This window comes from Streptomyces sp. NPDC029466 (assembly GCF_055574515.1).
Genome location: NZ_JBVHZH010000063.1, coordinates 1 through 23,052, shown reverse-complemented (window position 1 = coordinate 23,052; position 23,052 = coordinate 1). Strand labels below are relative to the sequence as shown.

Sequence of the window (23,052 nt, the reverse complement as noted above, 5' to 3'; positions counted from 1 at the left end):
CGAAGGTGACGATCTTTCGCTCGTTTCGGCGCTCGACGACCCCCGCGGGGCATGTGCCCCCAGTCTGGCGCCGCAAAGGAATGTTGTCGACCCGTCAGGGGAGACGGGGATGCATTGACAAACAGCGCAGGCGGTTTTTAAATCTCCGAAGGCGGTAAACGGGACGTTCCCTTCCGATGCGCCGCCTCGACGGTTGCGTGCCGCCCTGGACGGCGGTGCGCCATGGCGAGACCGCCGCTGCCGTTACCCGACATCGACCGCAGGCCGCCCCATCAGCCGAGCCAGCAACGTCACCCGAGCCCCTGCACCCCCCACCATCGGAATCCGGAAAGGTCTCCAGCCATGCGCGTAGCAACGGAAGTCGGCGAACGTCCCGTGAGAGGTGTACGGGGCGCCGGAGGTGAGACGATCCGGGCCGCCGTCTTCGACCTGGACGGCACCCTCGCCAACACCCTCCCCGCAATCAGCAAACTGCTGATCAAGGTGGCCTCGGAGCAGGGATGTTCGGTGACCGCACGGCAGGCGGCCGCCGCGATCGGCAAGCCTCCCGGCCCCGCCTTCGGCCGGCTGCTGGGCAGGCCCGAGGACGACGGCCGGGTGCAGGCCGCGATCTCCCGCTACCGCGAACTGTTCGCCTACGAAGTGCTGTGCCTGGGGCCGCAGCTGCTCTTCCCGGGCGTCACCGCGGGGCTGTCCGCGCTGCGCGCCCACGGGGTCGAGCTGGCCGTCGCCACGTCCAAGACGACCCGCAGCGCGGAGGCGCTGCTCGACGTCATGGGCATCCGCGACCTGGTCGGCCCGGTCATCGGCCAGGACATGGTCCGGCGCGGCAAACCGCACCCGGAGATGGTGCTGCGGGCGGCCGGCCGGCTCGGTGTCGCGGCCTGGCAGAGCGCGTATGTGGGGGACACCGTGGGGGACATGAGGATGGCGGTCACCGCGCGCATGGAGCCGGTCGCGGTGACCTACGGCGTCGGTACGTTCGGTGAGCTCGCCGGGGTCGCCGGCACCCGGATGTGCGGCTCCTTCAAGGACGTGGTCTCCGTGATCGCCGCCGCCCGGCCGCGCTCGGGCGTCAAGGTGGGGGCCCAGCAGCGCCGCCGCTGAGGCCGGTGCGCGGGGGCCGTTACGCCCCGGCCATCGCCTCGTGCGCGTAGGGGGCCCCGGCGTCCCGGAGTTTGGCGTGCAGCCGGCCGAACACGTCCGCCGCGCGGCCGCCCGGCCAGTCCTCAGGCAGGAGGGGAGAGGGCAGTCCGGGATCCGCGTAGGGCAGCCGGCGCCAGGCGTCCAGCGCCAGCAGATAGTCGCGGTAGGCCGCCTCGGGGGGCACCGAGCGGCGCCGCGACCACCGCTGGAGGACCGGCTCCTGCTCGTCCAGGAAGGCGCGGTGCTGTGCGGCGATGGCGTCCAGGTCCCACCAGCGGGCGACCGCGTCCGCCGTGGGGGCGAAGCCGGCGTGCGTGCCGGTGAACAGGTCGACGTACGGGTCCAGTTGGAGCCGCTCCAGGGTGTGCCGGGTCTCCTCGTAGAGCTGCGCGGGGGCGATCCACACACCCGGCGCCGCGGTGCCGAAGCCGAGCCGGGCCAGCCGGGAGCGCAGCAGATGGCGCTTGTGCCGCTCCTCCTCGGGGACGGAGAAGACGGCCAGTACCCAGCCGTCGGACAGCCGCGCGGCCGGCCGGCCGAAGATCCGGCGGTCGCCGTCGTCCAGCAGCTGGCGGGCCGCGTCGGACAGCCCGTACGCGGCCGCGCCGGTGGCCGTCCGGGCGGGAGTCAGCAGCTCGCGCCGCTTGAGCCGGGAGACCGCGGAGCGCACCGACGGCGGATCGACCCCGAGCGCACCGAGCAGCCGGATCAGGGCGGCGACCGGCACCGGAGCGGCCGGGCCGCCCGGGCCGTCGGGGCCGTCGGGCTCGCCACGTCCGTAGGCGCCGTAGAACGTGACGATCAGGGACCGTGGGGTGCGCTGTGTGTGCGGGTCGTTCACCGGGTCACTCTAGATCGGGTTCCCGCAGCCGGAAACGCTGGAGCTTGCCGGTCGGGGTGCGCGGCAGCGAGGTGTGGAAGACGATCTCGCGCGGGCACTTGTAGGGCGCGATGCGGGTCTTGGTGAAGGCGCGCAGCGCGACGACGGTGTCGTCACCCCGGGGGACGCCGTCCCGCAGCACCACATGGGCCACCACCACCTGCCCGCGGTCCTCGTCCGGCCGGCCGACCACCGCCGCCTCGGCGACATCGGGGTGCCGCAGCAGCGCGTCCTCCACCTCGGGCCCCGCGATGTTGTACCCCGCCGAGATGATCATGTCGTCCGCGCGGGCCACATAGCGGAAGTAGCCGTCGGGCTCGCGGACGTAGGTGTCGCCGGTGATGTTCCAGCCGTCCCGTACGTACTCCGTCTGCCGGGCGTCCGCGAGATAGCGGCAGCCGGTCGGCCCGCGGACCGCCAGCAGCCCCGGCGCGCCGTCCGGCAGCGGTGCGCCGTCCGGGCCCACCACCCGCGCCTGGAAGCCGGGGACCGGCAGTCCGGTCATCCCGGGGCGGATCGCGTCGTCGGCGGCCGCGATGAAGATGTGCAGCAGCTCGGTGGCACCGATGCCGTTGATGATCCGCAGCCCGGTCGCCGTGTGCCAGGCCTGCCAGGTCGCGGCCGGCAGATTCTCCCCGGCCGACACACACCGGCGCAGCGAGGACACGTCGTGCCCGGGGAGCTTCGGCAGCATCGCGCGATAGGCGGTCGGCGCGGTGAACAGCACCGAGATCCGGTGCGCCGCGATATCGCCGAGCAGCTGCGCCGGCCCGCCCCAGTCGGCGAGAAAGGCCGACGCGCCCGCCCGCAGCGGGAAGATGACCAGTCCGCCGAGGCCGAAGGTGAAACCGAGCGGCGGACTGCCGGCGAACACATCGTCCGGCTCCGGGCGCAGCACCTGCGCCGAGAAGGTGTCCGCGATGGCGAGGACGTCGCGGTGGAAGTGCATACAGCCCTTGGGGCGCCCGGTGGTGCCCGAGGTGAAGGCGATCAGCGCGACATCGTCGGCGGAGGTCGGCACGGCCGGGTAGGGCGCGCCGCCCGGCCGGGCGAGCTGCCGCAGATCGTCCGGCCCGTCCCCGCCGAACGTCGTGATCCGCAGCCCCGGGACCCCGGCCCTGGTGAGATCGTCGACCGCCCGCACCTCACACAGCGCGTGCTGCACCTGCGCGATGGCACAGATCGTGGCGAGCTCCTCGGGGCGCTGGGCGGCCAGCACCGTCACCGCGACCGCCCCCGCCTTCATCACGGCGAGCCAGCAGGCGGCCAGCCAGGGCGTGGTGGGGCCGCGCAGCAGGACGCGGTTGCCCGGCAGCACCCCCAGCCGGTCGGTGAGCGCATGGGCGATGGCGTCCACCTGGGCGCGCAGCTGACCGTACGTCCAGACGGGGCCGCTCGCGTCGCGGACCGCGGGCCGGTCGGCACCGAGCCGGGCGATGGTGCCGTCCAGCAGCTCGGCGCCGCAGTTCAGCCGGTCGGGATAGCCCAGATCGGTGAGGTGCGGCCACTGGTCGTGGGGCGGCAGCCGGTCGCGCGCGAAGGTGTCGGTATGGGCCGAGGACCGTAGCTCCATGACGGGTGCCCCCTTGGGCCTGTCCTAGGGCGGGGTGGCCGACGGGCGGCCGGGATCGGGGACTGCTCGGTTTGCTGCGCGTTCCGCGGTCGAGGACTGCCGTTCGGATCCGTCGTCAGCGTAACGTGTTCGTGACGGCAGTCAACAGACCGCGATAGAGGACCGCTACCAGGGAGCCGCCTCGTGACCGTATTCGCGCTGGGACCGGACGAGCAGCAATGGTGCGCCGAACTGCGCGCGCTGACCGCCGAACGGCTGAGTCCGCTGGCCGAGAAGGGGGAGGAGGGCCGGGTCAACCGACCGCTGGTCGCCGCCCTCGGTGAACTGGGCCTGCTGCGCCGTCTGTTCCCCGCCGAGGGCGCGCTGCGTGCCCTGGACCTCTGTCTGCTGCGGGAATCCCTCGCCCAGGAGTGCACGGAGGCGGAGACCGCGCTGGCGCTCCAGGGCCTGGGGGCCTACCCGGTGGTGCAGTCCGGGACCGCCGCCCAGCGGGCCCGCTGGCTGCCGGAGGTGGCAGCCGGCCGGGCGGTCGCCTCCTTCGCGCTGAGCGAGCCGGGCGCGGGCTCGGACGCCGCCGCGCTGGCCCTGGCCGCCGAGCCGGACGGCCCGGACGGCTGGCGGCTCACCGGCGAGAAGTGCTGGATCTCCAACGCCCCCGAGGCCGACTTCGCCACCGTCTTCGCCCGGACGGGCGGCGCGGCGGGGGCGCGCGGGGTCACCGCCTTCCTCGTCCCCGCCGACCGCCCGGGCCTGACCGGCGAGCACCTGGAGATGCTCAGCCCGCATCCGATCGGCACGTTGGTCTTCGACGGCACGCCGGTGACCAGGGAGGACGTGCTGGGCGACGTGGGCGGCGGATTCGCCGTCGCGATGGCCACGCTGAATCTCTTCCGGCCCAGCGTCGGCGCCTTCGCGGTCGGTATGGCGCAGGCCGCGCTGGAGGCGGCGCTGACGCATGCGGGCGCGCGCACCGCGTTCGGCGGCCCCCTCAAGGACCTCCAGTCCGTCGGCCACCAGCTCGCCGAGATGGCCACCCGGATCGAGTCCGCCCGCCTCCTGGTCTACGCGGCGGCCTCCGCGTACGACACCGGGGCCCCCGACATCGCCCGCCGCTCGGCCATGGCCAAGCTGCTGGCGACCGAGACCGCCCAGTACGTCGTCGATGCCGCCGTGCAGATCCACGGCGCCCGCGCACTCCGGCGCGGCCATCTGCTGGAGCACCTCTACCGCGAGGTCCGGGCGCCGCGCATCTACGAGGGCGCCACGGAGGTGCAGCGCTCGATCATCGCCAAGGAGCTGTACCGGTCGCGGCCCTGAAGTCCGCGACCGTGTCAGCCCGTTGGGCGCCTCAGCTGTTCACCTTCCAGACCTGGCCCAGCTTGCACTTGCCCGAGCTCGGCCCCTGGCCGCCGGGGCCCTTGATGAAGGTGCCGGAGACCGAGGCGGGCCGGGTCTGGCCGGCGGCCACCCCGCTGACGGCAATCTCCGCCGAGCCGAAGGTGGCGCCGGTCTCGTCGGTGAACTGCACGGTGCCGTTGTAGGACGCCGTGCCCTGCGAGTTGCCGTTGGTCACGCTCAGCTTGGCGCTCAGCGTCCCGGCCTGGCTGTCGACCTGGCAGTCGCTGATTTGGATGTCCGACTCGGGCGGCGTGGTGGAGCCGGCGGTCGGCGAACCACCCGTGGTGGAGCCGCTGCTGGTGGTGCTCCCGGAGCTGCTGTAACCGCCGTCGCTGCTGCTGTAGCCGCCGCTGGAACCGGAGCTGGAGCTGTGGCTGCTGCCGCAGCCCCCGCCATGCGAATGCCGGGCACCGGTCAGCGCGACGACCACCAGTGCACATGCGGCGACAGCGCGGACATGGCGAAACTGCATAGCTATTTCTCCCCCGTGAAAACGGCCGCCCCTCGGGCGGCCGCTCTGAGCGCGTACCTATACGCGCGTTCGATTGATGATGCGCTCGCCGAGCGTTCTTGACGAGCGCGCGTCAGGCTAGCAAGCGCAGGCACGGACGCCGAATTCCGGCCGACGGGCGAGGGCCGTGGCCGGATGTCAGGCTGACAGCAGAGAGGATCCGCGAAGGGAATCGCCATGATCACTACTGACTTCGTTCCCGGCTCCCCCTGCTGGCTCGACCTCGGCGCTCCGGATGTCGAGGCCGCAACGGCCTTCTACCGGGCCGTGTTCGGCTGGCACGCCGAACCGCACGGCGGCCAGGACGCGGGCGGATACACCCTCTTCCGGCTGGACGGCAAGGCCGTCGGCGCGGTCGGCCCGCTCACCGAGGACGGCGCCCGTTCCGCCTGGACGCTCTACTTCCACACCTCCGACGCGGACGCCTCGGTCACAGCGGTCGAGCGGGCGGGCGGCTCGGTCCGCGTGGCGCCGGCCGGCGTCGGTACGGACGACGGGCGGTTCGCCCAGCTCACGGACCCGCAAGGGGCGGAGTTCGCCGTCTGGGAACCGGCCAGGTACCCGGGCGTCGAGGCCGCGGACGGACCGGGCACGCTGGTCTGGACCGAGCTCTACACCACCGACCCCGCCGCCGCGCAGACCTTCTACAAGTCCGTCTTCGGCTGGGGCACCCAGGACATGCCGCTCCCCGGCGGCGGTGGCACCTACACCCTGCTCACCCCCGCCGGTTGCAGCGAGGAACGGACGCACGGCGGCCTCATGGGCGTTCCCGCGGACCTGCTCGGCCCCGGCGGAAAGCCGTACTGGCACCCGGTCTTCGGCTGCCGGGACTGCGACGCCACCGTCGGCCTGGCAACCGGCAACGGCGGCACCCTCTCCATGGGCCCCGAAACCGCCGAGGGCGTCGGCCGCCTCGCCGTCTGCACGGACCCCTCGGGCGCGGAGTTCGTGGTACTCACACCGGAGGGGCGGGGGTGAGGTGGGGGTGGGGGGCGTAGTGGGCTATCGCGTGCCTTCGGCGCAGCCGGCGACCGCTTTCGGCAGCCCGGTGAAGTCGGCCTCCAGCGGGCTGAGGCGCTTCAGACTGGAGAGCCTGATGGTCTTCTGGACCGCACACCGCTCATCCAGGACCCGGGTGGGCAGGACGTAGAAGGTCCACTGGTCGAGGTCGAGTGGATCGAGGGTCTGCTTGTCCCGGTGGTGCAGCAGGCAGAAGACGTACACGTCGGAACGGCGCAGTACTTCGGCCGACGCGGTGCCGGTCTGTGCGTCCCAGCCGGAGGCCGGCGCGATGGAGAACGAGATGTCCGACGGCTGGGACTGCGCCCACGACTGGAGATAAGCCGCCGACTTGACCTCGACGCGCCACTTCTCGGGTGTACGGATGTCAACGGTGTCCCATTCGGTGCGGGTACCGGTGGCGGCACCCAACGCCGTGGCCACGACGTACTCCGCCAGAACACCCCGCATGGTGTTGTTGGCCAGGTCGGAGCACGCCCAGCTCCAGAAGTCCCCCAGCCTGCCCACCGTTTCCCCCTTGGCCCGAATCGGCTCACCGCCGCTGCGGCGAGCGATGACCAGCGGACCGAGATCGACACTCATGCTGTCCTCCAGACGACGGTGCGAGCCGACACTCAGCCTGACAGCAGCCACTGACAACGGAGTTGGCCGCCCGCCGGTGGATGCCGCGCCGCAGTGCGTACGGGACCTCACCGGGCGATTCCCGCGGATGCCGCCGCCCCCCTTCCCGACCCAGGTCGTTGCAGGTCAGGAAGGGGGGCGGCGGTGGTGACAGCCGTTCAGATATCCCGGAAGAGACCTGGCGGCCCCGTGACCTGCCGCGATGGGTGGCTGCGGGGCGCTGACCTGTGCTGATGGCCTTTCGGCTGTTTCACGCTCGTGCCTGTTGATGCAGCCGGAAGTCCCAGGAAAGTCCCAGGGGGCTCCCACTGCCGATGGCCATTCTCTTGGCTCTATGCAGCTGCGTGGTGCGCGTGAACCGGTGCGCAGCATTACGGCACTGCGCGAAGGTCTTGGCAACTACCATCGCGGTATGGCAGACCCCTCGGACTACGAGCTCGCGGCATGGCGTGACATCCAACGGTTCAAGGGCCGCCCGCTGTCACGAGTAATGAGAAACACTGGCGAGCAAGTGGCCATCGGCGCTGCGGAACTCGGCAAGCGTGCCGCGAAGTACCTGGAGAACCACCCACGGGCCCAATCGGCGGTTTCGCGTGGACAGGAAATCGCTGCCAAGGGCGCTCACAAGGTCAGCGCCGGGGTTCGCGGAGCCGCCGACGCCCTCCCGGACTGGAGCGGCGCCGCTTTTCAGTCCATGCGGCAGACGGCGGGACGGGTCTCGCGAGTGGGACTCTCCTCCAAACGGGTGGTGGCGCTCCACAAGAAGCGCGGGCACGATGTTGCATCACTGTCCGACCTGCGCCGCCTCGGCCTCGAGCAGGTCGATGCTGTCCGTGGACGGGCAGCGAGCTGGTACTACCCCGCCGGTGCTGCGCTTGCTGGAGCGGGTGCTGGGCTTGTGATCTCCGGAGGACAGCTCGTCACCGCTGCCTCCGCCGGCGCTGCGGCAGCGCCTTCGGGAGGTGCAATCGTCGGTGCTTTTGCTGCCGATGCAGCAGTCGTCCTCGGACTCGCATCTCGCTGCGTCGGTCAGATCTCGCTGCTCTACGGCTACGACCCCGAAGAGCCTGCCGAGAGGCTCTTCGTGATGTCTGTTGTCAATGCCGGGACGGCAACGTCGGCCACCGCCAAGACCGCCGCGATGGCCGACATCTCACGGCTCACTCAAGCACTCGTCCGCGGCAAGACGTGGGCGGTCCTCAACGAGGCAGTTGTCACCAAGGTCTCCGCGCAGTTCGCGAAGGCGTTCGGCTTTCGCCTTACCAAGAAGGGACTCGGCAAAGCCGTACCCGCATTTGGGATCCTCGTTGGAGGCAGCCTCAACTGGACCACATTGGAGGGGATCGTTGACGCCGCCGACGTGGCGTACCGGCGGCGGTTCCTCCTTGAGAAGTACCCACATCTCGGTGACGAGGAGGCATCCGCATCGTTCCCTGATTCCGACACGGACGTCCCGGACGACGCCGACGAGGCGATCAGTGTGCTTGGCGAGCTCGCCGAGGCGGGCGGACCCGACCTCCGCTGAACCGACGCGGTTCACATGCCCGGAGCGGGGCCAAGAATGCGAGCTGGGATTGCTCTGACGCCCCGGTGGAGCGTCGGCCCTGGCAACAGGCCACTCCGCCGGGGCTTTGACATACCCGCTGCCCAGCGAGGAACAGCGACTATCACCCGACCGGTGCTGTCGATGTTGCGGCAGCACGAGATGCAGCAGGTGCTTAGAAGGCACCAGGTGGTTACCGGCATGAGGTGGCTCTGACCTGCAACGATGGCTGGGATTGAAGGGCCGTGAGGCGGATTTCTGGCGTTCTCGGGAAGTGGCGGACGCTGACTGCCAGTTCATCGCGCACACGGGGACATTCGCCTGGTGACTCAGGTCGGAGCGCGCGGCGACCTATATATCGGCGAGGAGCAGGGCTTTGTGTGCGAATTGAGGTCACGACCGTGTGAGCGGCGCTACGGTCTAAGCACCGACTGCCGACGGACGAGGCGTGGGTTTCGGCGAGTGCATAGAGTGCCGCACGGGTGGGAGGTCTTAATGGTGGGGAGCTCGGAATCGGGTCGCGGCGCGCTGTGGCTGGCTGTGGTGCTGGCGGGCACGGCGTCGGTCGGGTTAGTTGCAGTGGCAGTGATGGCCGATTTGAACACAGCAGCGCTCGTATCAAGTCTCATAGGCGCAGTGGTCGGCCTGGTGGGTGCGGTGGGCTCCTTCGTCGCCCTGATCCGCACCCCCAGAGGTAGTGGTCGTGTGGGACGCCAGGTCCGGGCGAGGCGAGGTGGGTTCGCTGCCGGCGGCAATTTCGCCGGCAACGCCGTCGGTGACCGGTCACAGGTGTCGGGATCGCGAACTCCTGATCGTCGGCCCACAACCCAGCGAGGCCACGATCACGTTCAGGCAGGCCCAGGTGCCGTAGTAGCTGGCGGGGACATGACCGACAACGCCTTTGGCAACGAGAGCCGTCGATGACTGAGCTGCCGTGGCGTCGCGGAAGATCATCTGCCAGCCCCAGCCCGGAAGACGGCACCCCTGCGGCGAGTGACCGATACGTGGACTCTCATGCGGCAGAGACGGGCACCACCGTTCCCCCGGACAGCGCGCGACACGTGAGGGTGAGCCGCGGCGGCGTAGGAGCCGGCGGTGACGTCGTGGGCAACGCGCTCGGCCCCTACAGTCGGGTTACCAACATCGGGGAACAGCACGTGCATCTGCCCCGCGACCGAGGGCTGGAGGTGACATGGCCGCTGGAGATCGGGGCGGTTCCGGCGTTGGCCACAGCGTTCCAGTCTCGGAGCAACCTGCGCAAGAAGGTTGAAGCGGCCCGTTCGGGCGGTGAATCCGTCGTGCTGACTCAGGTGCTTTCCGGTGGTGGCGGCGTCGGTAAATCCCAGCTGGCTGCCGCCTACGCCACCGAAGCTGTGGCGGATGGCACGGAGCTGGTGGTCTGGGCATCGGCTGCCCACACGCACCAGGTGATCACGCAGTATGCGCAGGCAGCCGTTCGCATCGGAGTTCCGGGCGCCGACGCGGGGGACCCCGAAGTGGTTGCCCGTGCCTTTCTCTCGTGGCTGGCCACCACTCCCCGCCGATGGTTGGTGGTTCTGGACAACATCACCGACCCCACTGGCCTCGCCCCATGGTGGCCGGCCAGCCGCACCGGCACCGGTTGGGTGCTGGCCACTAGCCGCCTGCATGACGCTCGGCTGTCCGGCGGTGGCCGTACCCGCATCGCAATCGATGTCTACACGCCTGACGAGGCGCACGCCTATCTGCGCGCCCGGCTGGATGGCGACGGCATGGGTCATCTCCTGGACAACCACAGCGGAGCCCTAGCCGAAGCCTTGGGCTACCTCCCGCTCGCTTTGGGGCACGCTGCCGCCTACATGATCAACGAGGACCTCTCCAGCGCTGAGTACCTCGACCGCTTCCACCGCACCCGGTTGGAGCAGGCACTGCCAGAATCGGCTGACGCCGATGGCTATGGACGGCAGATCACCGCCACCCTGCTGTTGTCCCTGGAGGCCGCACAGCGTGCCGACCCCACCGGACTGGTCACCCCGGCCCTGACATTGGCTGCCCTCTTGGACCCGGCTGGCCATCCCCGTGGTGTGTGGGGCACCCTCACAGCCCTCCGCTACCTCACCATCTGCCGCATGCCGCCGCATGCTCCTCAGCACGAGAAGGCGCCAGCGGCCACCGCCGAGCAAGCCCATGCCGCCTTGCGCATCTTGCACCGCTACGCACTACTCACGTGTGACACGCGTGCGGAACCCCGTGCAGTGAGAATCCATGCCCTCACGGCCCGTGCTGTGCGGGAATCCACCCCGCCTGAAGTCCTCCCGGGACTTGCAGCTGCAGCTGCCGGTTCCCTGCTTGAAGCCTGGCCCGATCCCGATCAGCCTCATCCCGACCTCGCGGCTGCTATGCGCGCCAACACTGAGGCCCTCGCTGGCCATAGCGGCGACCACCTCTGGTACCCCGAAGGCCACGCAGTCCTTTACACCGCTGGCTACAGCCTCGCAAATGCAGGTCTGACAGCCTCTGGCACCGCCTACTGGCAGCAACTCGCCACTGACAGCGATCGCGTACACGGACCCCATAACCGAGGCACCCTCGTTGCCCGCATCCAGCTCGGCGCTTCACACCGTCAAGCGGGGCAGACCGATATCGCCGTTACCGTCCTGGAGCAGGTACTCGCCGACTGTGAAGAGACGTTGGGGCCTGACAACCCCGACACTCTTGTTGCCCGCGGCAATCTCGCCGGCGTCTACCAACAAAGCGGGCGCGCTGACGACGCCGTTAGCCTCATGGAGCAGGTAGCAGCCGACTGCAAGAGGAGGTTGGAGCCTGACCATCCCAACAGCCTCGCGGCGCGGCACAACCTCGCTGCCGCCTACGGGTATGCCGGACGTACCGATGAGGCCCGTTCGATCGCAGAGCAACTGCTCGATGACTGCGAACGAACGATGGGCTCCGATCACCCCAAAACTCTTGCCGCACGCGGCAACCTAGCTGTCCTCTACCGCCAGGCGGGGCACATCGACCAGGCCATAAGCGTAGAGGTGGAAGTACTCGCCGCCCGGGTGCGGACTGCGGGACCCGACCATCCCGACACAATCGTTGCCCGTAGCAATCTCGCCGCCTCCTATGAGAAAGCTGGGCGCATCGCCGACGCCGTTGCCTACCTGGAACAGGCGCTCCGTGACAGCGAAAGGATCCTAAGCGCCGACCACCCCGATACCCTCAAGATTCGCCGCCGCCTTGCAGATTGCTACTACCACCATGAGGGGCGCATCGAAGAGGCCCTCACCATTGAGGAGGAGGCGTTGGCTGCCCTGGAACGGCGAGTGGGGCCCGACGATCACAGCGTCCTCGTTGGCCGCGCCAGCCTCGGCAGTGCCTACTGGCAGGCGGGACACGTCGATAGGGCCATCGCCATCCTCAATCGGGTGCTCGCCGACAGCGAACGAGTTCGCCCTGATCACCCCGACACGCTCGCGGTCCGGGGCAACCTTGCTGCAGCCCACTGGCAGGCGGGCCACATCGACCAGGTCATTGCTCATATGGAGCGGCTACTTGCCGACAGTAGGCGAATCCATGGCGCCGACCACTCCACCACCGTCGCTGCTCTTGCTGGCCTTGCCGCTGCATACGTACAGGCAGGGCGAGCCGACGAGCTCAGCACCCTCTTGCAGTAAGAGTGCGGTTCTTCTGAAGGGATGAGTGAGTGGGGGCCATGCTAATCGGGGTGTGACCCCACAGTCCGTGTCGACCGTGGTGGTGAAGGAAGGGAGCCGTTCGGGCACCCTGAATCCGAGTCGGCTTTCAAGCAGTCTCCGGAAGCACGTCAGAGCTTGGAGCGATCCCTCGGATCAGGCCCTGGCCAGATCCGTCACGCACCTTAGCGCGCAGTCCAAGTGGCGGAGACGGGCTGAGCGGCGACTGATGGTCCGTTGGCCGGATTCCGACACGTCGGCATCGCGTGTGACAGTCACCGCAGCACCGTGCGCCCCTCGTGCCCCCTTGAGGGGCTGCCGAGAGTGAGATCAGAATTCCCTGTATGTACTGACAGGGGAGTTGTGGTCGGTCGTGACCGGCCCAACTGGAGGGGGAGCAGTGACGATCAAGTTGGTGTCCGTTTCGCCTGTGCAGGACGAGCTGATCGACAAGGCCGTAGCTCTAGGGGATCGCTACACGAAGACCCTGGGGCTTTTGACGCCTCCTGCCTACCGGAAAGCGGCAGAGGATGGCGGTCTTCTAGCCGTCGTCGAATCTGATGAGGTGATTGGCTACGCGCTGTTCGGACTCCCGAAGAGGAGTGCGCGCATCCGGCTCGCGCACTTGTGCGTGGCGGAGGAGCAGCGCGGCCGGGGAATCGCCCGCCGTCTGGTGCAGGGCATCAAAGAGCAGTACCCGCAACGACTTGGGATCAAGGCCAAGTGCCGCCGGGACTACAACCTCAGCGGGATGTGGAGAAGCCTAGGTTTCGTCCCGGATGGCGAGGTTCGAGGGCGGGGCCGGGATGGCGAGATCCTGGACGGCTGGTGGTTGGACCTCGGTCATCCGGATCTGTTCACGGAGATGGAGAGCGACGCGCTCCTGCTGGTGACGGTCGACCATAGCGTTTTCGCTGATTTGCGCGGCCTTGCCGACACGGACGACGCGGAGGAGTCCCGCGCGTTGGAAGCCGGCTGGATGGCGGATCTCGTCGAGCTCGCCTACACACCCCAGCTGGTCCATCAGATCCGGGACCTCACTGACGCGGCAGAACGTCAGCACCAACGTGCGGCGCTGACTGGTCTGCGCAAGCTTGCCCCCGAATCGGCGGCCGTAGACGAAAGAAGCCGTGAACTGCTTCAAGCCGCTAAGCAGGCCACCCCCGCCCTGACTGTCGACGCTGAGCTTCGGCTTCACCTGCGGTATGTGGCCGAGACCTCGTGCGCCGGGCTGCAAGTCCTGGCGACCCGTGAGCCGCTGCTGTCCCGCCTGGCCGACGTCGCCTGGGATGTCGCCCGCGTTCGGGTTGTCTTGCCTTCCACCGTGACGCTGCACGCGGACGAATTGCGGCAGGCCCAGGTGTACCGCCCTGCCGATCTGATGGGGACGGAGTTCCGGTCCGGCGAGGTGGCACCAGGTGCGGAGGGCGAGCTGATCGCCTTCTTTCGCCAGTCGGGCGGTGACGACGGATCGCCCTTCGCTGAGCGGCTGCGGTCGCTGAACGAAGGAGAGGTCGCCTGGCGTCGCGAGCTGCTCCGAGATGGTCAGGGCTGTCCAGTCGCCCTCTATGCGTGGGCGCTGGACGGGCGAACTTTGGTTGTTCCCGTCCTTCGCACGGCCAGCCACGCGCTCGAAGAGACACTGGCCCGGCAACTTCTCTTCCTGATCAAACGGCTCGGCCGGAGCTACGGTGCAGAGATCATCCGCATCAGCGATCCGCATCCATCAGAGGCTGCCAAGTCCGCAGCAGGCGATGACGGGTTCTTCGAGCATGACGGCAGCCTCGTCGCCCTCCTCGTGAACGTGTGTGGGACGGCCGCGGAGGTGGAGGCTGTGGCCGGTGGCCTGGCTCGGGAGCTGACCGTGGAGACGACCGCGCTCCGGGTCGGCATGCCCGCAGAGGTGGCCGCCGTGGTGGAACGGGCGTGGTGGCCGGCTAAGGTCATCGACTCCGAACTGCCCTCCTTCTTGGTGCCCATCAAGCCGCGCTGGTCGACCGAGCTGTTCGACGTTCCCGCCATGCTCATTCCGCGGAGCGACGTCTTGGGAATCAGCAGAGAGCACGTCTATTACCGCTCCTCGGGCCGCCGGGGTGAGAGCGTCCCGGCTCGCCTGCTCTGGTACGTCAGCGAGGGCCACTTCCCGGGCGAAGGTCAAATGGTGGTGGGCAGTTCGCGACTCGACGAAGTGCTCATCGACACGCCCCTCACCCTCTACTCGAAATTCGAACACCTGGGTGTATATGGTCGGGCTGAGGTTCAAGATGCTGCCGATGCCTCGGGACGCGCCATGGCGCTGAGGTTCTCGGACACCGAGATCTTCCCGAAGCCGGTGACGCTGCGGCGATTGACCTCACTGGCCAGGGAGCAGGGACTACCGTGGTCGCCGAGCTCGCTGATCTCGTTGTCCAGGATCAGCAGAGAGCTGTTCCAGGCGGTCTACCAAGAGGGGCACCGAACGACGTGAACGATCCGGAACGCGCGATGCTGCTGTCCGTCCATCCGCGCTTCGCCACCGCGATCCTGGCCGGCAGCAAGACGGTGGAGGTCCGTCGCCAGCGCGTCGCTGTGCCCCCCGGAACCCTGGTTCTGCTGTACGCGACCGCGCCCACCATGGCCCTGGTGGGCACGGCGCGCATCGCAGCAGTCCACGTCGCCTCTCCCAAGGAGGTGTGGTCCGCCCATCGCACCCAGACGGGAATCTCTCGGCGGGAGTACGACACCTACATGCGCGGCGCGACCCAGGCGAGTGGCCTCACATTGGAGGCTCCTCATTCTTTCGACGAGCCGGTGACGCTCAGCGCACTGCGGGCTGCGGGGGCCTTCCACCCTCCGCAGAGCTACCGCTACATGAAGGGCGATGAGCTTCTGCAGGTAGCCGTGGCAGGACCTGTCGTGGGCACCACCCTTCGCGAAGCGCTGGGAGACCTGGTGTCCGCCTAGCGCAAGGGCTGCCTCAAGAGGGGTGACGGACACGGATAGCTTTGGGCGTATGAGGTTGCCACCGACACGCCCTTCAACCGATCGCCTGGGGGTTCGGCCTGTTGAGGCCGAGCGCGATGGATGTCGTGTTTGTAGGGCAACTGTCGTGTTGCGCTGTCTGCGGCATCGAGGCGCCGCCTGGAGACGCCCTGCTCGGCGAGATCGGCAGGACCAGGCACCAGCCAGGCCCGAACCGTCATCCGGCCATTGGTTCGGAGCCCGTCGCTAGGGTCGTGTTCATGAGCCCTTACGACGTGGACTACTCCTGGCTGCCGGACCACCAGCTTCACGTGGTCGCGACGCTGGCCCATGTGGATCACACGATCGACCAAGCGCTGCGGCTGACTCATGATTACACTGAGCAAGGGCCGATCACGTTCGCCGAGGTGGTCGCAGGCAGCCGGGTGGAGGTTGTGGTCAAGGCGCTTGCGCCTCTCCCGGAAGCGGTGCCCCGGCTCGTGGCTGATGCTCTCACCCAGTTGCGGGCTGCGTTGGAGCACACCCTGTACGCGGAGGTCGAGGCCAGTCTTGGGCGGCCCTTGACCGAAGAAGAGGCACGGGGTGTCGAGATGCCCGCGACCACGGAGGCCGGGGCGCTTGCCAAGTGGTTCCGAGACGGTCGGCGGCGCCGACTTCCGCCGCTTCATGCCGAAACGCCTCTTGCGCAGCGTATCGAGAGGCTTCAGCCGTTCCAGCGCCGGGACGCCGACGAGCATCCGCTGCGGCTCCTGGCCGTCTACACCAACCTGGCTAAGCACCGTACCCCCGCTGTCGCGGCAGCCCGGCTCGGGGCCGTGTACCCGGACGATCCGCGCAGCGATCTGACCGTTGCGCTTCCCCTCAAACCGCGGCCCCGACCGGGCGACGGCCTGCCCCTACGGGAGGGCGATGTACTCGCCGCTGCCCCGCGCGGCGCCCGAATTGCCTTCTCCGTGGTGCCGACCGTATCTCTGCAGTGGCCTCACACTGAGGTGTGGGCTATCGCCGCCCATGAGCTGGACCTTCTTGAAGACTGGGTGCGCACCATAGCCATTCCCGTTCTTGCCACCGGCAGTTACGAGGTGAGCTCGCTGCCGCCGCAGCTCGACATCACGGTCGGACACGGGGACCTGCGCGCCGAACTAGCAACGGCGGGCCGCACGCCCGCTGTGCTGCGTGCCAGGGACAGGATCGCGGCTGCCGTCGCCCGTGCCGATCTCGTCGAGGTCCTCGCTCCTTCCCCGGAAGGACCCGAGGCGGAAACGGTCCGGATCTGGCTCGAATCACTGGACAACGAGGCGGTCGTGGAGCGGGCCGTCCGCCTGGCGGGTGTACGCGGCCAACCGCATGAACTGATTCGGGTATGCCGCGAGTTGATTGCCGAAGCCCTCAGCCAGACGGGGTGCGCTCCGGCGTCCTCGCGCACGGACGGCGGCGAGGCGTAGGAACGAACAGCGGGCCAGCGCAGGAGGTCCCCGATGTCTTTGCGCGGGAGCGGCGTGATGCGGCTGCGTACGGAGATCTTGCGCGTACCCAGCCGATGCGGTCATGCCGCTGACGCTGTCTGGATCAGCGATGCACGGTCCCGTTCCCTTCCTCTGTCTAGAGGTTGTCCCGTATGGGTGTGAGTTATCCGGCGAGGGCCAGATTGGGGAGCCGGGAAACGCCGAGTATGGCCTGGTGAACACCATTACTCTTCTAGCCTGATGACGCGGATGGCTTGGCGGCGTTGCGGCATGGCTCATGAAAGGATACTTGCGGTGAAGCTATTTATGGACGAGTCGGGAAACGGAAACGCTTCCCAGCCATTGATCGTAGGCGCGGTTGAACTGGGTGACGATGCAGAAGACATCGAGGAAAGAATTCAGGATCTGTACAAACGCCTGGTCGCGAGGCGTAGCTTGACCGGATTTGGCAGCTTCGAAGATTTTCGCAAGGACGGTTTTCACAGCTCGAACGATCCGACAGAGATCTCCGTCCCATTTCGAGAGCTCATGCGGACCACCTTCTTCAGGGCGTATATGGTCGTCACTGATCGAACGAGTTTCCCCCGTAACGCCGAATCCGAGCTAATCGAGTTCATGTACGTAAAGTTGTTGAGTGATTTACTGATTCGGCATCGCCGTGAACCCGAGTTTCTTTGCTACATAGAGCAGAGCGAAGAAATGGCGTCGATCATTCGCCGACTTCCCGATGCCGTCGTCAGGCGGGCCCGCAAAAAGGCCGGTAGAGATGCATCGTTGCCACGGCCGAATATTTCAATGGTCACTAAGCGTGATTATATGTCTACGGCCATCATCGACTATGCCATGGCCGACGTAAGTAGATGGCTCCAAAAGGACCGCACCAAGAACCCGAAAGACTACGCTTATAGAGCATTCCGCGAGATTGAACCGTCCGTTTCCATGCTCTATTCGTTCGAGCTTGGTCGCATTTCCAGTCGAAAGGACCCCCTTCATTGATGTGTGATATGCTCACGCCTGAGGTAGGGTCGCGGTCAACGTTGTGCGCGAGTTCGCGTGCGTTGCATGATAGCCCTTGCACGGGAGTGTGGCCCTACCTCCTGACACGCCACCGCAGGGGGTCCAGTGTCTTTCTCGGTTGATCAGCTGGCTGAGCAGGCTGGCTTATCGGTTGAAAATCTAGAATGGCTATCCGCGCAGCTGCCTGCGGGTGAAGGGCGTTTCTATGTCCAGCGGAGGCACCGCAAGAAGCGCGGCGGAATACGAGAAGTATTCGAGCTGAAGTCGCCATTCAACGCCGTTAGCAAGAATTTGCATCGGAGCTTTACGGGCCGGTTCTCGTATGAAGCTCCCGACCATGTTCACGGATTTGTTCGCGGGCGTTCCACGATCAGTAATGCCAGTCAGCACCTTGCGAAGAGGTGTGTATTGCGCATGGATCTTGAGGATTTCTTTCCGTCCATTGGTGCCGCAACAATAAGGGCTTCATTGCGAGAGCAAGACTACGATGAGAAGGCTGCGGAACTTGCTGTCAGTCTCGTTACTATCGGCGGCAAGCTGCCAATCGGACTTAGTACGTCGCCCCTGTTGTCTAATTTGGCCTTCCTGGGCACAGACCGCTCGCTTGCCGAGTATGCGCGGTCGGAAGGTCTGACGTTTACGCGCTATGTGGACGATCTCACATTCTCCGGCGACGTTACTGACCGCCACTCGGCGGATATCGCTCGTATTCTCGACGACGCTGGCTGGTCGGTAAACACGCGCAAGACCGCTTTCATGCGCCGCGGTGGTCCGCAATACGTTACCGGTTTGTATGTCGGAGACTCGGACGGGCCCCGGATTCCGCGCAACCTAAAGCGTAAGATGCGATGGATCTTGCACGTGATATCGAAATTTGGTTATGAGGTCTATATGGCCGAGTTCGGTGGCGAGGACGAGGGGATGTATCGGCGTCGGCTATTGGGCTGGGCATGCTATATCGCCGCAGTCGAGCCAGACGTGGGCTACCCACTACTGCGAGCATTCGATGGACTAGTTCCGGAGGGGGATGACGAGGATCTAGAGGGGTATGAAGAGGATCTATACGACCTGCTCTAGAGGTGGGCCATGCTCGGCAATGCCCGACTCCCTGGCCCTCACCGAATCACTCACACCCGCACGGTAACGACCCCTAGAGGTTGTCCCGTATGGGGTGTGAGTTATCCAGTGAGGGCCAGGTTATGGAGCCGGGCGATGCCGAGCATGGCCTGGTGAACGCCGTCGCCCTTGAGCCGGCAGTGGACGGCGTTCTCCGCTTCCTGGTGGGGACTGAGGTGCGTTTGACCTCGTCGTTTGCGGTGCGGGATGAGCAGGCCGGTGCCCTGGTATCCGCCGTCGGCGAGGGTCGGAGCGCCGCGGCAGGCCCGGTCGACGCCGGACTCCGTGAACGCCCGGCAGTCGTTGCGGCTGCCGGGCAACGGCAGGCCGATCGCCACCACCAGGCGGCTGTTGGCGTCGATGACGACCTGCAGGTTCGTCGAGTACCGATAGTTCTTGCTGGACGTGGCCACGCTGCGGTCACGGGTGGGCACCAGGGTGCCGTCGACAATGTAGACGGTGTCCTTGCGTGGTCGGCGGGCCGGCGAGAAGGCCAGCAAAGGCGCCAGGTGATCGAGGATGCGATCGGCTGCAGACTTCGAAACCCCGAACAGCGGCGCCACCTGCCGCAACGTGAGGTTCGTGCGCCAGTACGTCGCCACCAGCAACACCCGGTCCTCCAGCGTCAGCCGCCAGGGACGACCGCGCTGAACGTCGCCCCCGTGCCGCCGCACCAACGCCACCAGCCTGGCGAACTGCACCTCGGTCAGCCCGGCGAACGGCTCGATCTACTTCGGATCATCCGCTGAGATCACCCCACCCATACCCAGCCAACGCACCAACCACCTCACCGGTTACGGGACAACCTCTAGGCGGAGATGCGGGCCGGGCACCTCTGCCGTTCACCCGTCAGGTGCAGGAGGAGCACCGCTAGCTGGGCAGTAGAGGCGTCACGACGGATGGGCCTTCGAACTCCCCGGCGACGGCATCCATGATGACTTCGTCGCACGTCTGCCCTAGCCAGTACCCGGCTTCGCGGAGGTTGCCGGCTTTGCGGAAGCCTGCTTTCTCGTAGGCCCGGATGCCTGCTGTGTTCGGGGCGAGGACCTTGAGCCAGACCATGCGCAGGTTGGTGATGTGGAAGGCGTAGTCGAGGGTCAGGCGGGTGGCCTGGGTGCCGATTCCTCGTCCGCGGGCTTCGGGGGCGAGCATGATGATGTATTCGGCGGTGCGGACGGCGTGGTCGGGCAGGAGGGTGGCGACTCCGGCGGGTACGGGTTTGCCGGAGGTGCGGTCGTAGATGGTGAAGCGGATGTTCTCGCCGCGGAGTTGGTGGGACATGCCTTCGGTGCGCGCTTCGAGGGACTCGGGTGCCTGGCGGCCGTAGCCGACGAGGAGGGTGGGGTCCTGTTCCCAGCGCCAGTACTTCTCGACGAGGTCGGCGCGGTAAGGGCCGAGTGCGCAGGTGTCGGTGCCGATCCACAGGATTGGGTCAGTGTTGGTGCTGATGGCGGGCTCCAATGGTGAGGGCGGCGGTGTAGGCGAGCGTCGAGGGTGGCTCGGCGGCCGGGGCTCCGTTGTCAGTCTGCACCCAGGCGTGGAGCCGGACGGGGTCTGGTGCGACGCCGTGGCACCAGGTGGCCGACAGCCGCCGGGTGGCGAGCAGGAGTACCGCGGCGGCGGATTCCTCCAGGCAGGCGGTTCTTGCTGGTGAGTACCAGCCGGCGCGGCGGACGGCGAGGGTGGCGGCCTGTGCCTGGTCGTGGGTGGCGGGTCGGCGGCATGTTGACACCGCCCTCCTCAGTGCAGTGGTGAGGCGGTTCATCGTGGTGCTCGGGGTGCCGATTCGTTTGATGGCGAGGACCGTGGCCAGAGCGGATGCGGCGGCAGTGGTGGTGCGGGTGGGAGCGGGCCTGAGGGCTCCGGCAGGGTGTTCTGCACTGCCCCAGCTCGCGCTGGGGCCCTTCGCGATCAGAGGCGCTGGCCACGGGGTCGGTGTGAGGGTTCTGACCAGGAGGCCGGTGGTGAGAAGCCGGGTGGCGAGAACGGATGGCATGACGTCCAGGCGGCCGGTCGCTGCTGCGTCGCGCCAGAGCGCCGCCGCGGCGGGCAGCAGGCATTGGACATGGCCATTGCGGTAGTTGACGAGGACCGTGACGTGCCCGAAGTCGAGGGCTCGGACGTGGTCTGGGGCGGTGGCGAAGGGGGACGGCTCAATCATTTGTGCTCCTGGCGGGCTCGCTCGTCCAGGCAGGTGCGGGGGCGCGGTGGTGGGCGACCAGCCAGGCTTCGGCGGCCAAGGCTTGTTCGAGGGTGGCCAGCGGCATCGGGATGCCTGCGGCAGCCCCGCACAGGGCGCGGCCCAGGGAAGTGGGGTTGATCAATCCGAGGCTGGCTAGGTGGCCGTCGGTGAGGGCGAGGAGGTCAGTCAGGTTGGCGCGCAGACCGGCGTAGTGATCGGCGTCGAAGCTGCCCTTGGTGGTGCGGGCCGCAACGGCGGGCGGGAGCAGTCCTGCCATGGCCTGGCTCAGCTGTGGCTTGTAGGCGTGGAGCGGCGGACGCTGGTCGAGGGGTGTCCTCAGCACGGTGTCCATCACCGTGGCGTCGAGGAACGGGTTGTGCATGTCGATCCCGCAGGAGGCGGCCAGCTGGGCGTCGGCCGCTGCCGTGCGTGCGACTTCGCGGATCTCGTCCACCAGGACTCGCACGGATCCGTCCAGGCCCGGCAGCGTGTCCGGTGCAGCGACGGCTTCGCGTGCTGCCTGTATCAGGAGGCGGCGGGCTGTCGGTTCGGCCCAGGCGGGGAACGGCAGAACGGGGAACCAGCGGACGAGCCCGTGATCGTTTCGGCCAGGCGTGCCGACGGTGCGGGCGAGGGTGGCGAGAGCTTGGTGCCGGCTGGCCCTGGCGGCCTTCGTGGCATCGGCGAGGAAGGGAAGCACCTTGTGGTGCCGCAGGCGGGCCCAGCCGAACGCCTCGTTGGCTGCTCGCTTCCAGCGGCGGTGGCGTATCAGGTCGGCGAGGTGAAGAGGCGGCTGGAACAGGACGCTGTCGCCTCCGTCGCCGGTGAGGTGCGTGTGACTTCCGAGGCGCGTTCGCATCCAGCGGAGCTGGCCGGTCAGACGGGCCTGCATCAGGGTGGAGGGTGCTGGTTCATCGGTGGCCGGCACGGCGGTGATGCGGGTGTACGGCAGGTGTTCCGCTGCCATCGGCAGCAGGTGATGGGTGATGCGACCTTCATGCGCCTCGGCCGTCAGGCGCGCGTAGTGCAGATCCGCACCGGACGTGTCGCCCTCGGGGTGGATGGTGACGGCGTTGAGACGGCCGGAGGGCGGCAACGCGTGCGCTGCCAGAACGGCGACGGAGGTCGAGTCCAGTCCTCCGGACAGATCACACGACAGGGCAGGGGCAGCTGCCACTCGTAATGCGACGGTGGCCGTCAGCGCACTGCGCAGACGCTGTACGGGCGATCCTGCCGAGTCGGCGTCGGGCCGCCACAAGGTCGTACACCTGGGGCTGCTGCCGTCGGCGGGCAGCTCGATTCGGCTGCCGGGCGGCAGTTGCTCAACGCCCGTGAAGAAGGTCCGTGGGCCCGCTAATACGGGTGCCGAGGGCAGAAATACGGAGCACGCCAGCCGCTGGGTGTCTACAGGGGCACCGATGAGCGATGCCAATGTCCGAGCAGAGGTGCACCACGCCCACCCTCCTTGGTAGGCGGTGAGGTAGACGGGGCGGGCAGCGGCAGGGTCCGAATACACGGCCACACCGTCCTCGGTTTCTTCCACGACCGTGTAGGAGCCGGGCCAACGCCACGCGATATCGTGCGGCAGCTTGCTGCCGGCCAGGCACTGCATTTCGAAGCTGGTGGCACCGCAAAGCCCCAGGATGAGGATGCGCCGCCGACCGCTGTCGTTCGACACCGAGCGAGCAGCGCCGTCCCCCAGCCGCCATGTTGCTGACCGTGCCGCGACGGGCTTCACTCCGGCGGGGCGAGGGTGGGGATTGTGCGGATTGCTGAAGCCTCCGAAGATCACCAATTCCTCCAGGGGTTCGGACGCAGGTGCGGGGGGGGGGGGGGGGGGGGGGGGGGGGGGGGGGGGGGGGGGGGGGGGGGGGGGGGGGGGGGGGGGGGGGGGGAGAGGGGAGGGGGGGGGGCCGGGGGTTTGCGCTTCTGCGCCACGTGCGGTTC

Annotated in this window: 18 protein-coding genes; 10 read left to right on the top strand and 8 right to left on the bottom strand. The window is 67.8% G+C overall.

What is annotated here, in order from left to right:
- Window positions 1-342 precede the first annotated feature (342 nt).
- A complete protein-coding gene (locus ACZ4XD_RS33660) occupies window positions 343-1,107 on the top strand; it encodes an HAD family hydrolase (RefSeq protein WP_052719089.1) in 765 nt (254 codons plus the stop codon).
- Window positions 1,108-1,126: 19 nt separating this feature from the next.
- On the opposite strand, the gene ACZ4XD_RS33655 is transcribed toward ACZ4XD_RS33660, so the two are convergent.
- Window positions 1,127-1,987, bottom strand: a complete 861-nt coding sequence (locus tag ACZ4XD_RS33655; RefSeq protein WP_468048503.1) for a PaaX family transcriptional regulator — start codon at window positions 1,985-1,987, stop codon at window positions 1,127-1,129.
- A gap of 4 nt (window positions 1,988-1,991) precedes the next feature.
- Window positions 1,992-3,599: an AMP-binding protein gene (locus ACZ4XD_RS33650; protein ID WP_468048500.1), complete on the bottom strand. Its 1,608-nt coding sequence runs from the start codon at window positions 3,597-3,599 to the stop codon at window positions 1,992-1,994.
- A 183-nt stretch (window positions 3,600-3,782) separates the two neighbouring features.
- Here ACZ4XD_RS33650 and ACZ4XD_RS33645 point away from each other — a divergent pair, with 183 nt between their 5' ends.
- Entirely contained in the window at window positions 3,783-4,916 is a 1,134-nt protein-coding gene (locus tag ACZ4XD_RS33645) for an acyl-CoA dehydrogenase family protein (protein ID WP_468048498.1), read from the top strand.
- A gap of 31 nt (window positions 4,917-4,947) precedes the next feature.
- On the opposite strand, the gene ACZ4XD_RS33640 is transcribed toward ACZ4XD_RS33645, so the two are convergent.
- Window positions 4,948-5,469 carry a hypothetical protein gene (locus tag ACZ4XD_RS33640; protein ID WP_468048497.1) on the bottom strand — a complete coding sequence of 174 codons (522 nt, stop codon included), beginning with the start codon at window positions 5,467-5,469 and terminating at the stop codon, window positions 4,948-4,950.
- Window positions 5,470-5,685: 216 nt separating this feature from the next.
- On the opposite strand from ACZ4XD_RS33640, the gene ACZ4XD_RS33635 reads away from it, so the two are divergent.
- Window positions 5,686-6,486: a VOC family protein gene (locus tag ACZ4XD_RS33635; RefSeq protein WP_468048495.1), complete on the top strand. Its 801-nt coding sequence runs from the start codon at window positions 5,686-5,688 to the stop codon at window positions 6,484-6,486.
- A 24-nt stretch (window positions 6,487-6,510) separates the two neighbouring features.
- Here the strand turns inward: ACZ4XD_RS33635 and ACZ4XD_RS33630 are convergent, their stop codons facing one another.
- A complete protein-coding gene (locus ACZ4XD_RS33630) occupies window positions 6,511-7,110 on the bottom strand; it encodes a hypothetical protein (protein ID WP_468048493.1) in 600 nt (199 codons plus the stop codon).
- A 451-nt stretch (window positions 7,111-7,561) separates the two neighbouring features.
- Between ACZ4XD_RS33630 and ACZ4XD_RS33625 the strand changes: the two genes are divergently transcribed.
- From ACZ4XD_RS33625 to ACZ4XD_RS33595, 7 genes are all read left to right on the top strand, one after another.
- Window positions 7,562-8,674, top strand: a complete 1,113-nt coding sequence (locus ACZ4XD_RS33625; RefSeq protein WP_468048491.1) for an EcsC family protein — start codon at window positions 7,562-7,564, stop codon at window positions 8,672-8,674.
- A 1,121-nt stretch (window positions 8,675-9,795) separates the two neighbouring features.
- Window positions 9,796-12,345, top strand: coding sequence for a tetratricopeptide repeat protein (locus ACZ4XD_RS33620; RefSeq protein ID WP_468048488.1), 2,550 nt, complete (start codon window positions 9,796-9,798; stop codon window positions 12,343-12,345).
- 418 nt (window positions 12,346-12,763) lie between these two features.
- On the top strand, window positions 12,764-14,830 hold the full coding sequence (locus ACZ4XD_RS33615) for a GNAT family N-acetyltransferase (RefSeq protein WP_468048486.1): 2,067 nt from the start codon (window positions 12,764-12,766) through the stop codon (window positions 14,828-14,830).
- On the top strand, window positions 14,827-15,306 hold the full coding sequence (locus ACZ4XD_RS33610; RefSeq protein ID WP_468048483.1) for an ASCH domain-containing protein: 480 nt from the start codon (window positions 14,827-14,829) through the stop codon (window positions 15,304-15,306). The genes ACZ4XD_RS33615 and ACZ4XD_RS33610 overlap by 4 nt, the downstream gene beginning before the upstream one ends.
- A 278-nt stretch (window positions 15,307-15,584) precedes the next feature.
- On the top strand, window positions 15,585-16,769 hold the full coding sequence (locus tag ACZ4XD_RS33605) for a serine/threonine-protein kinase (RefSeq protein ID WP_468048481.1): 1,185 nt from the start codon (window positions 15,585-15,587) through the stop codon (window positions 16,767-16,769).
- A 261-nt stretch (window positions 16,770-17,030) separates the two neighbouring features.
- Window positions 17,031-17,786, top strand: coding sequence for a hypothetical protein (locus ACZ4XD_RS33600; protein ID WP_468048479.1), 756 nt, complete (start codon window positions 17,031-17,033; stop codon window positions 17,784-17,786).
- Window positions 17,787-17,912: 126 nt separating this feature from the next.
- Window positions 17,913-18,884: a reverse transcriptase family protein gene (locus ACZ4XD_RS33595; protein WP_468048476.1), complete on the top strand. Its 972-nt coding sequence runs from the start codon at window positions 17,913-17,915 to the stop codon at window positions 18,882-18,884.
- Between the two features lie 101 nt (window positions 18,885-18,985).
- On the opposite strand, the gene ACZ4XD_RS33590 is transcribed toward ACZ4XD_RS33595, so the two are convergent.
- The 4 genes from ACZ4XD_RS33590 to ACZ4XD_RS33575 all read right to left on the bottom strand — a co-directional run bounded on the left by ACZ4XD_RS33590 (window position 18,986) and on the right by ACZ4XD_RS33575 (window position 22,897).
- The gene (locus ACZ4XD_RS33590; RefSeq protein ID WP_468048533.1) at window positions 18,986-19,651 is read right to left on the bottom strand and encodes a transposase family protein; all 666 of its coding nucleotides are present in this window, start codon (window positions 19,649-19,651) and stop codon (window positions 18,986-18,988) included.
- Between the two features lie 142 nt (window positions 19,652-19,793).
- The gene (locus ACZ4XD_RS33585; RefSeq protein WP_468048529.1) at window positions 19,794-20,351 is read right to left on the bottom strand and encodes a GNAT family N-acetyltransferase; all 558 of its coding nucleotides are present in this window, start codon (window positions 20,349-20,351) and stop codon (window positions 19,794-19,796) included.
- Window positions 20,352-20,355: 4 nt separating this feature from the next.
- Window positions 20,356-21,084 carry a lasso peptide biosynthesis B2 protein gene (locus ACZ4XD_RS33580; RefSeq protein WP_468048473.1) on the bottom strand — a complete coding sequence of 243 codons (729 nt, stop codon included), beginning with the start codon at window positions 21,082-21,084 and terminating at the stop codon, window positions 20,356-20,358.
- Window positions 21,077-22,897: an albusnodin/ikarugamycin family macrolactam cyclase gene (locus ACZ4XD_RS33575; RefSeq protein WP_468048470.1), complete on the bottom strand. Its 1,821-nt coding sequence runs from the start codon at window positions 22,895-22,897 to the stop codon at window positions 21,077-21,079. Before ACZ4XD_RS33575 ends, ACZ4XD_RS33580 begins: the two co-directional genes overlap by 8 nt.
- Window positions 22,898-23,052: the final 155 nt, after the last annotated feature.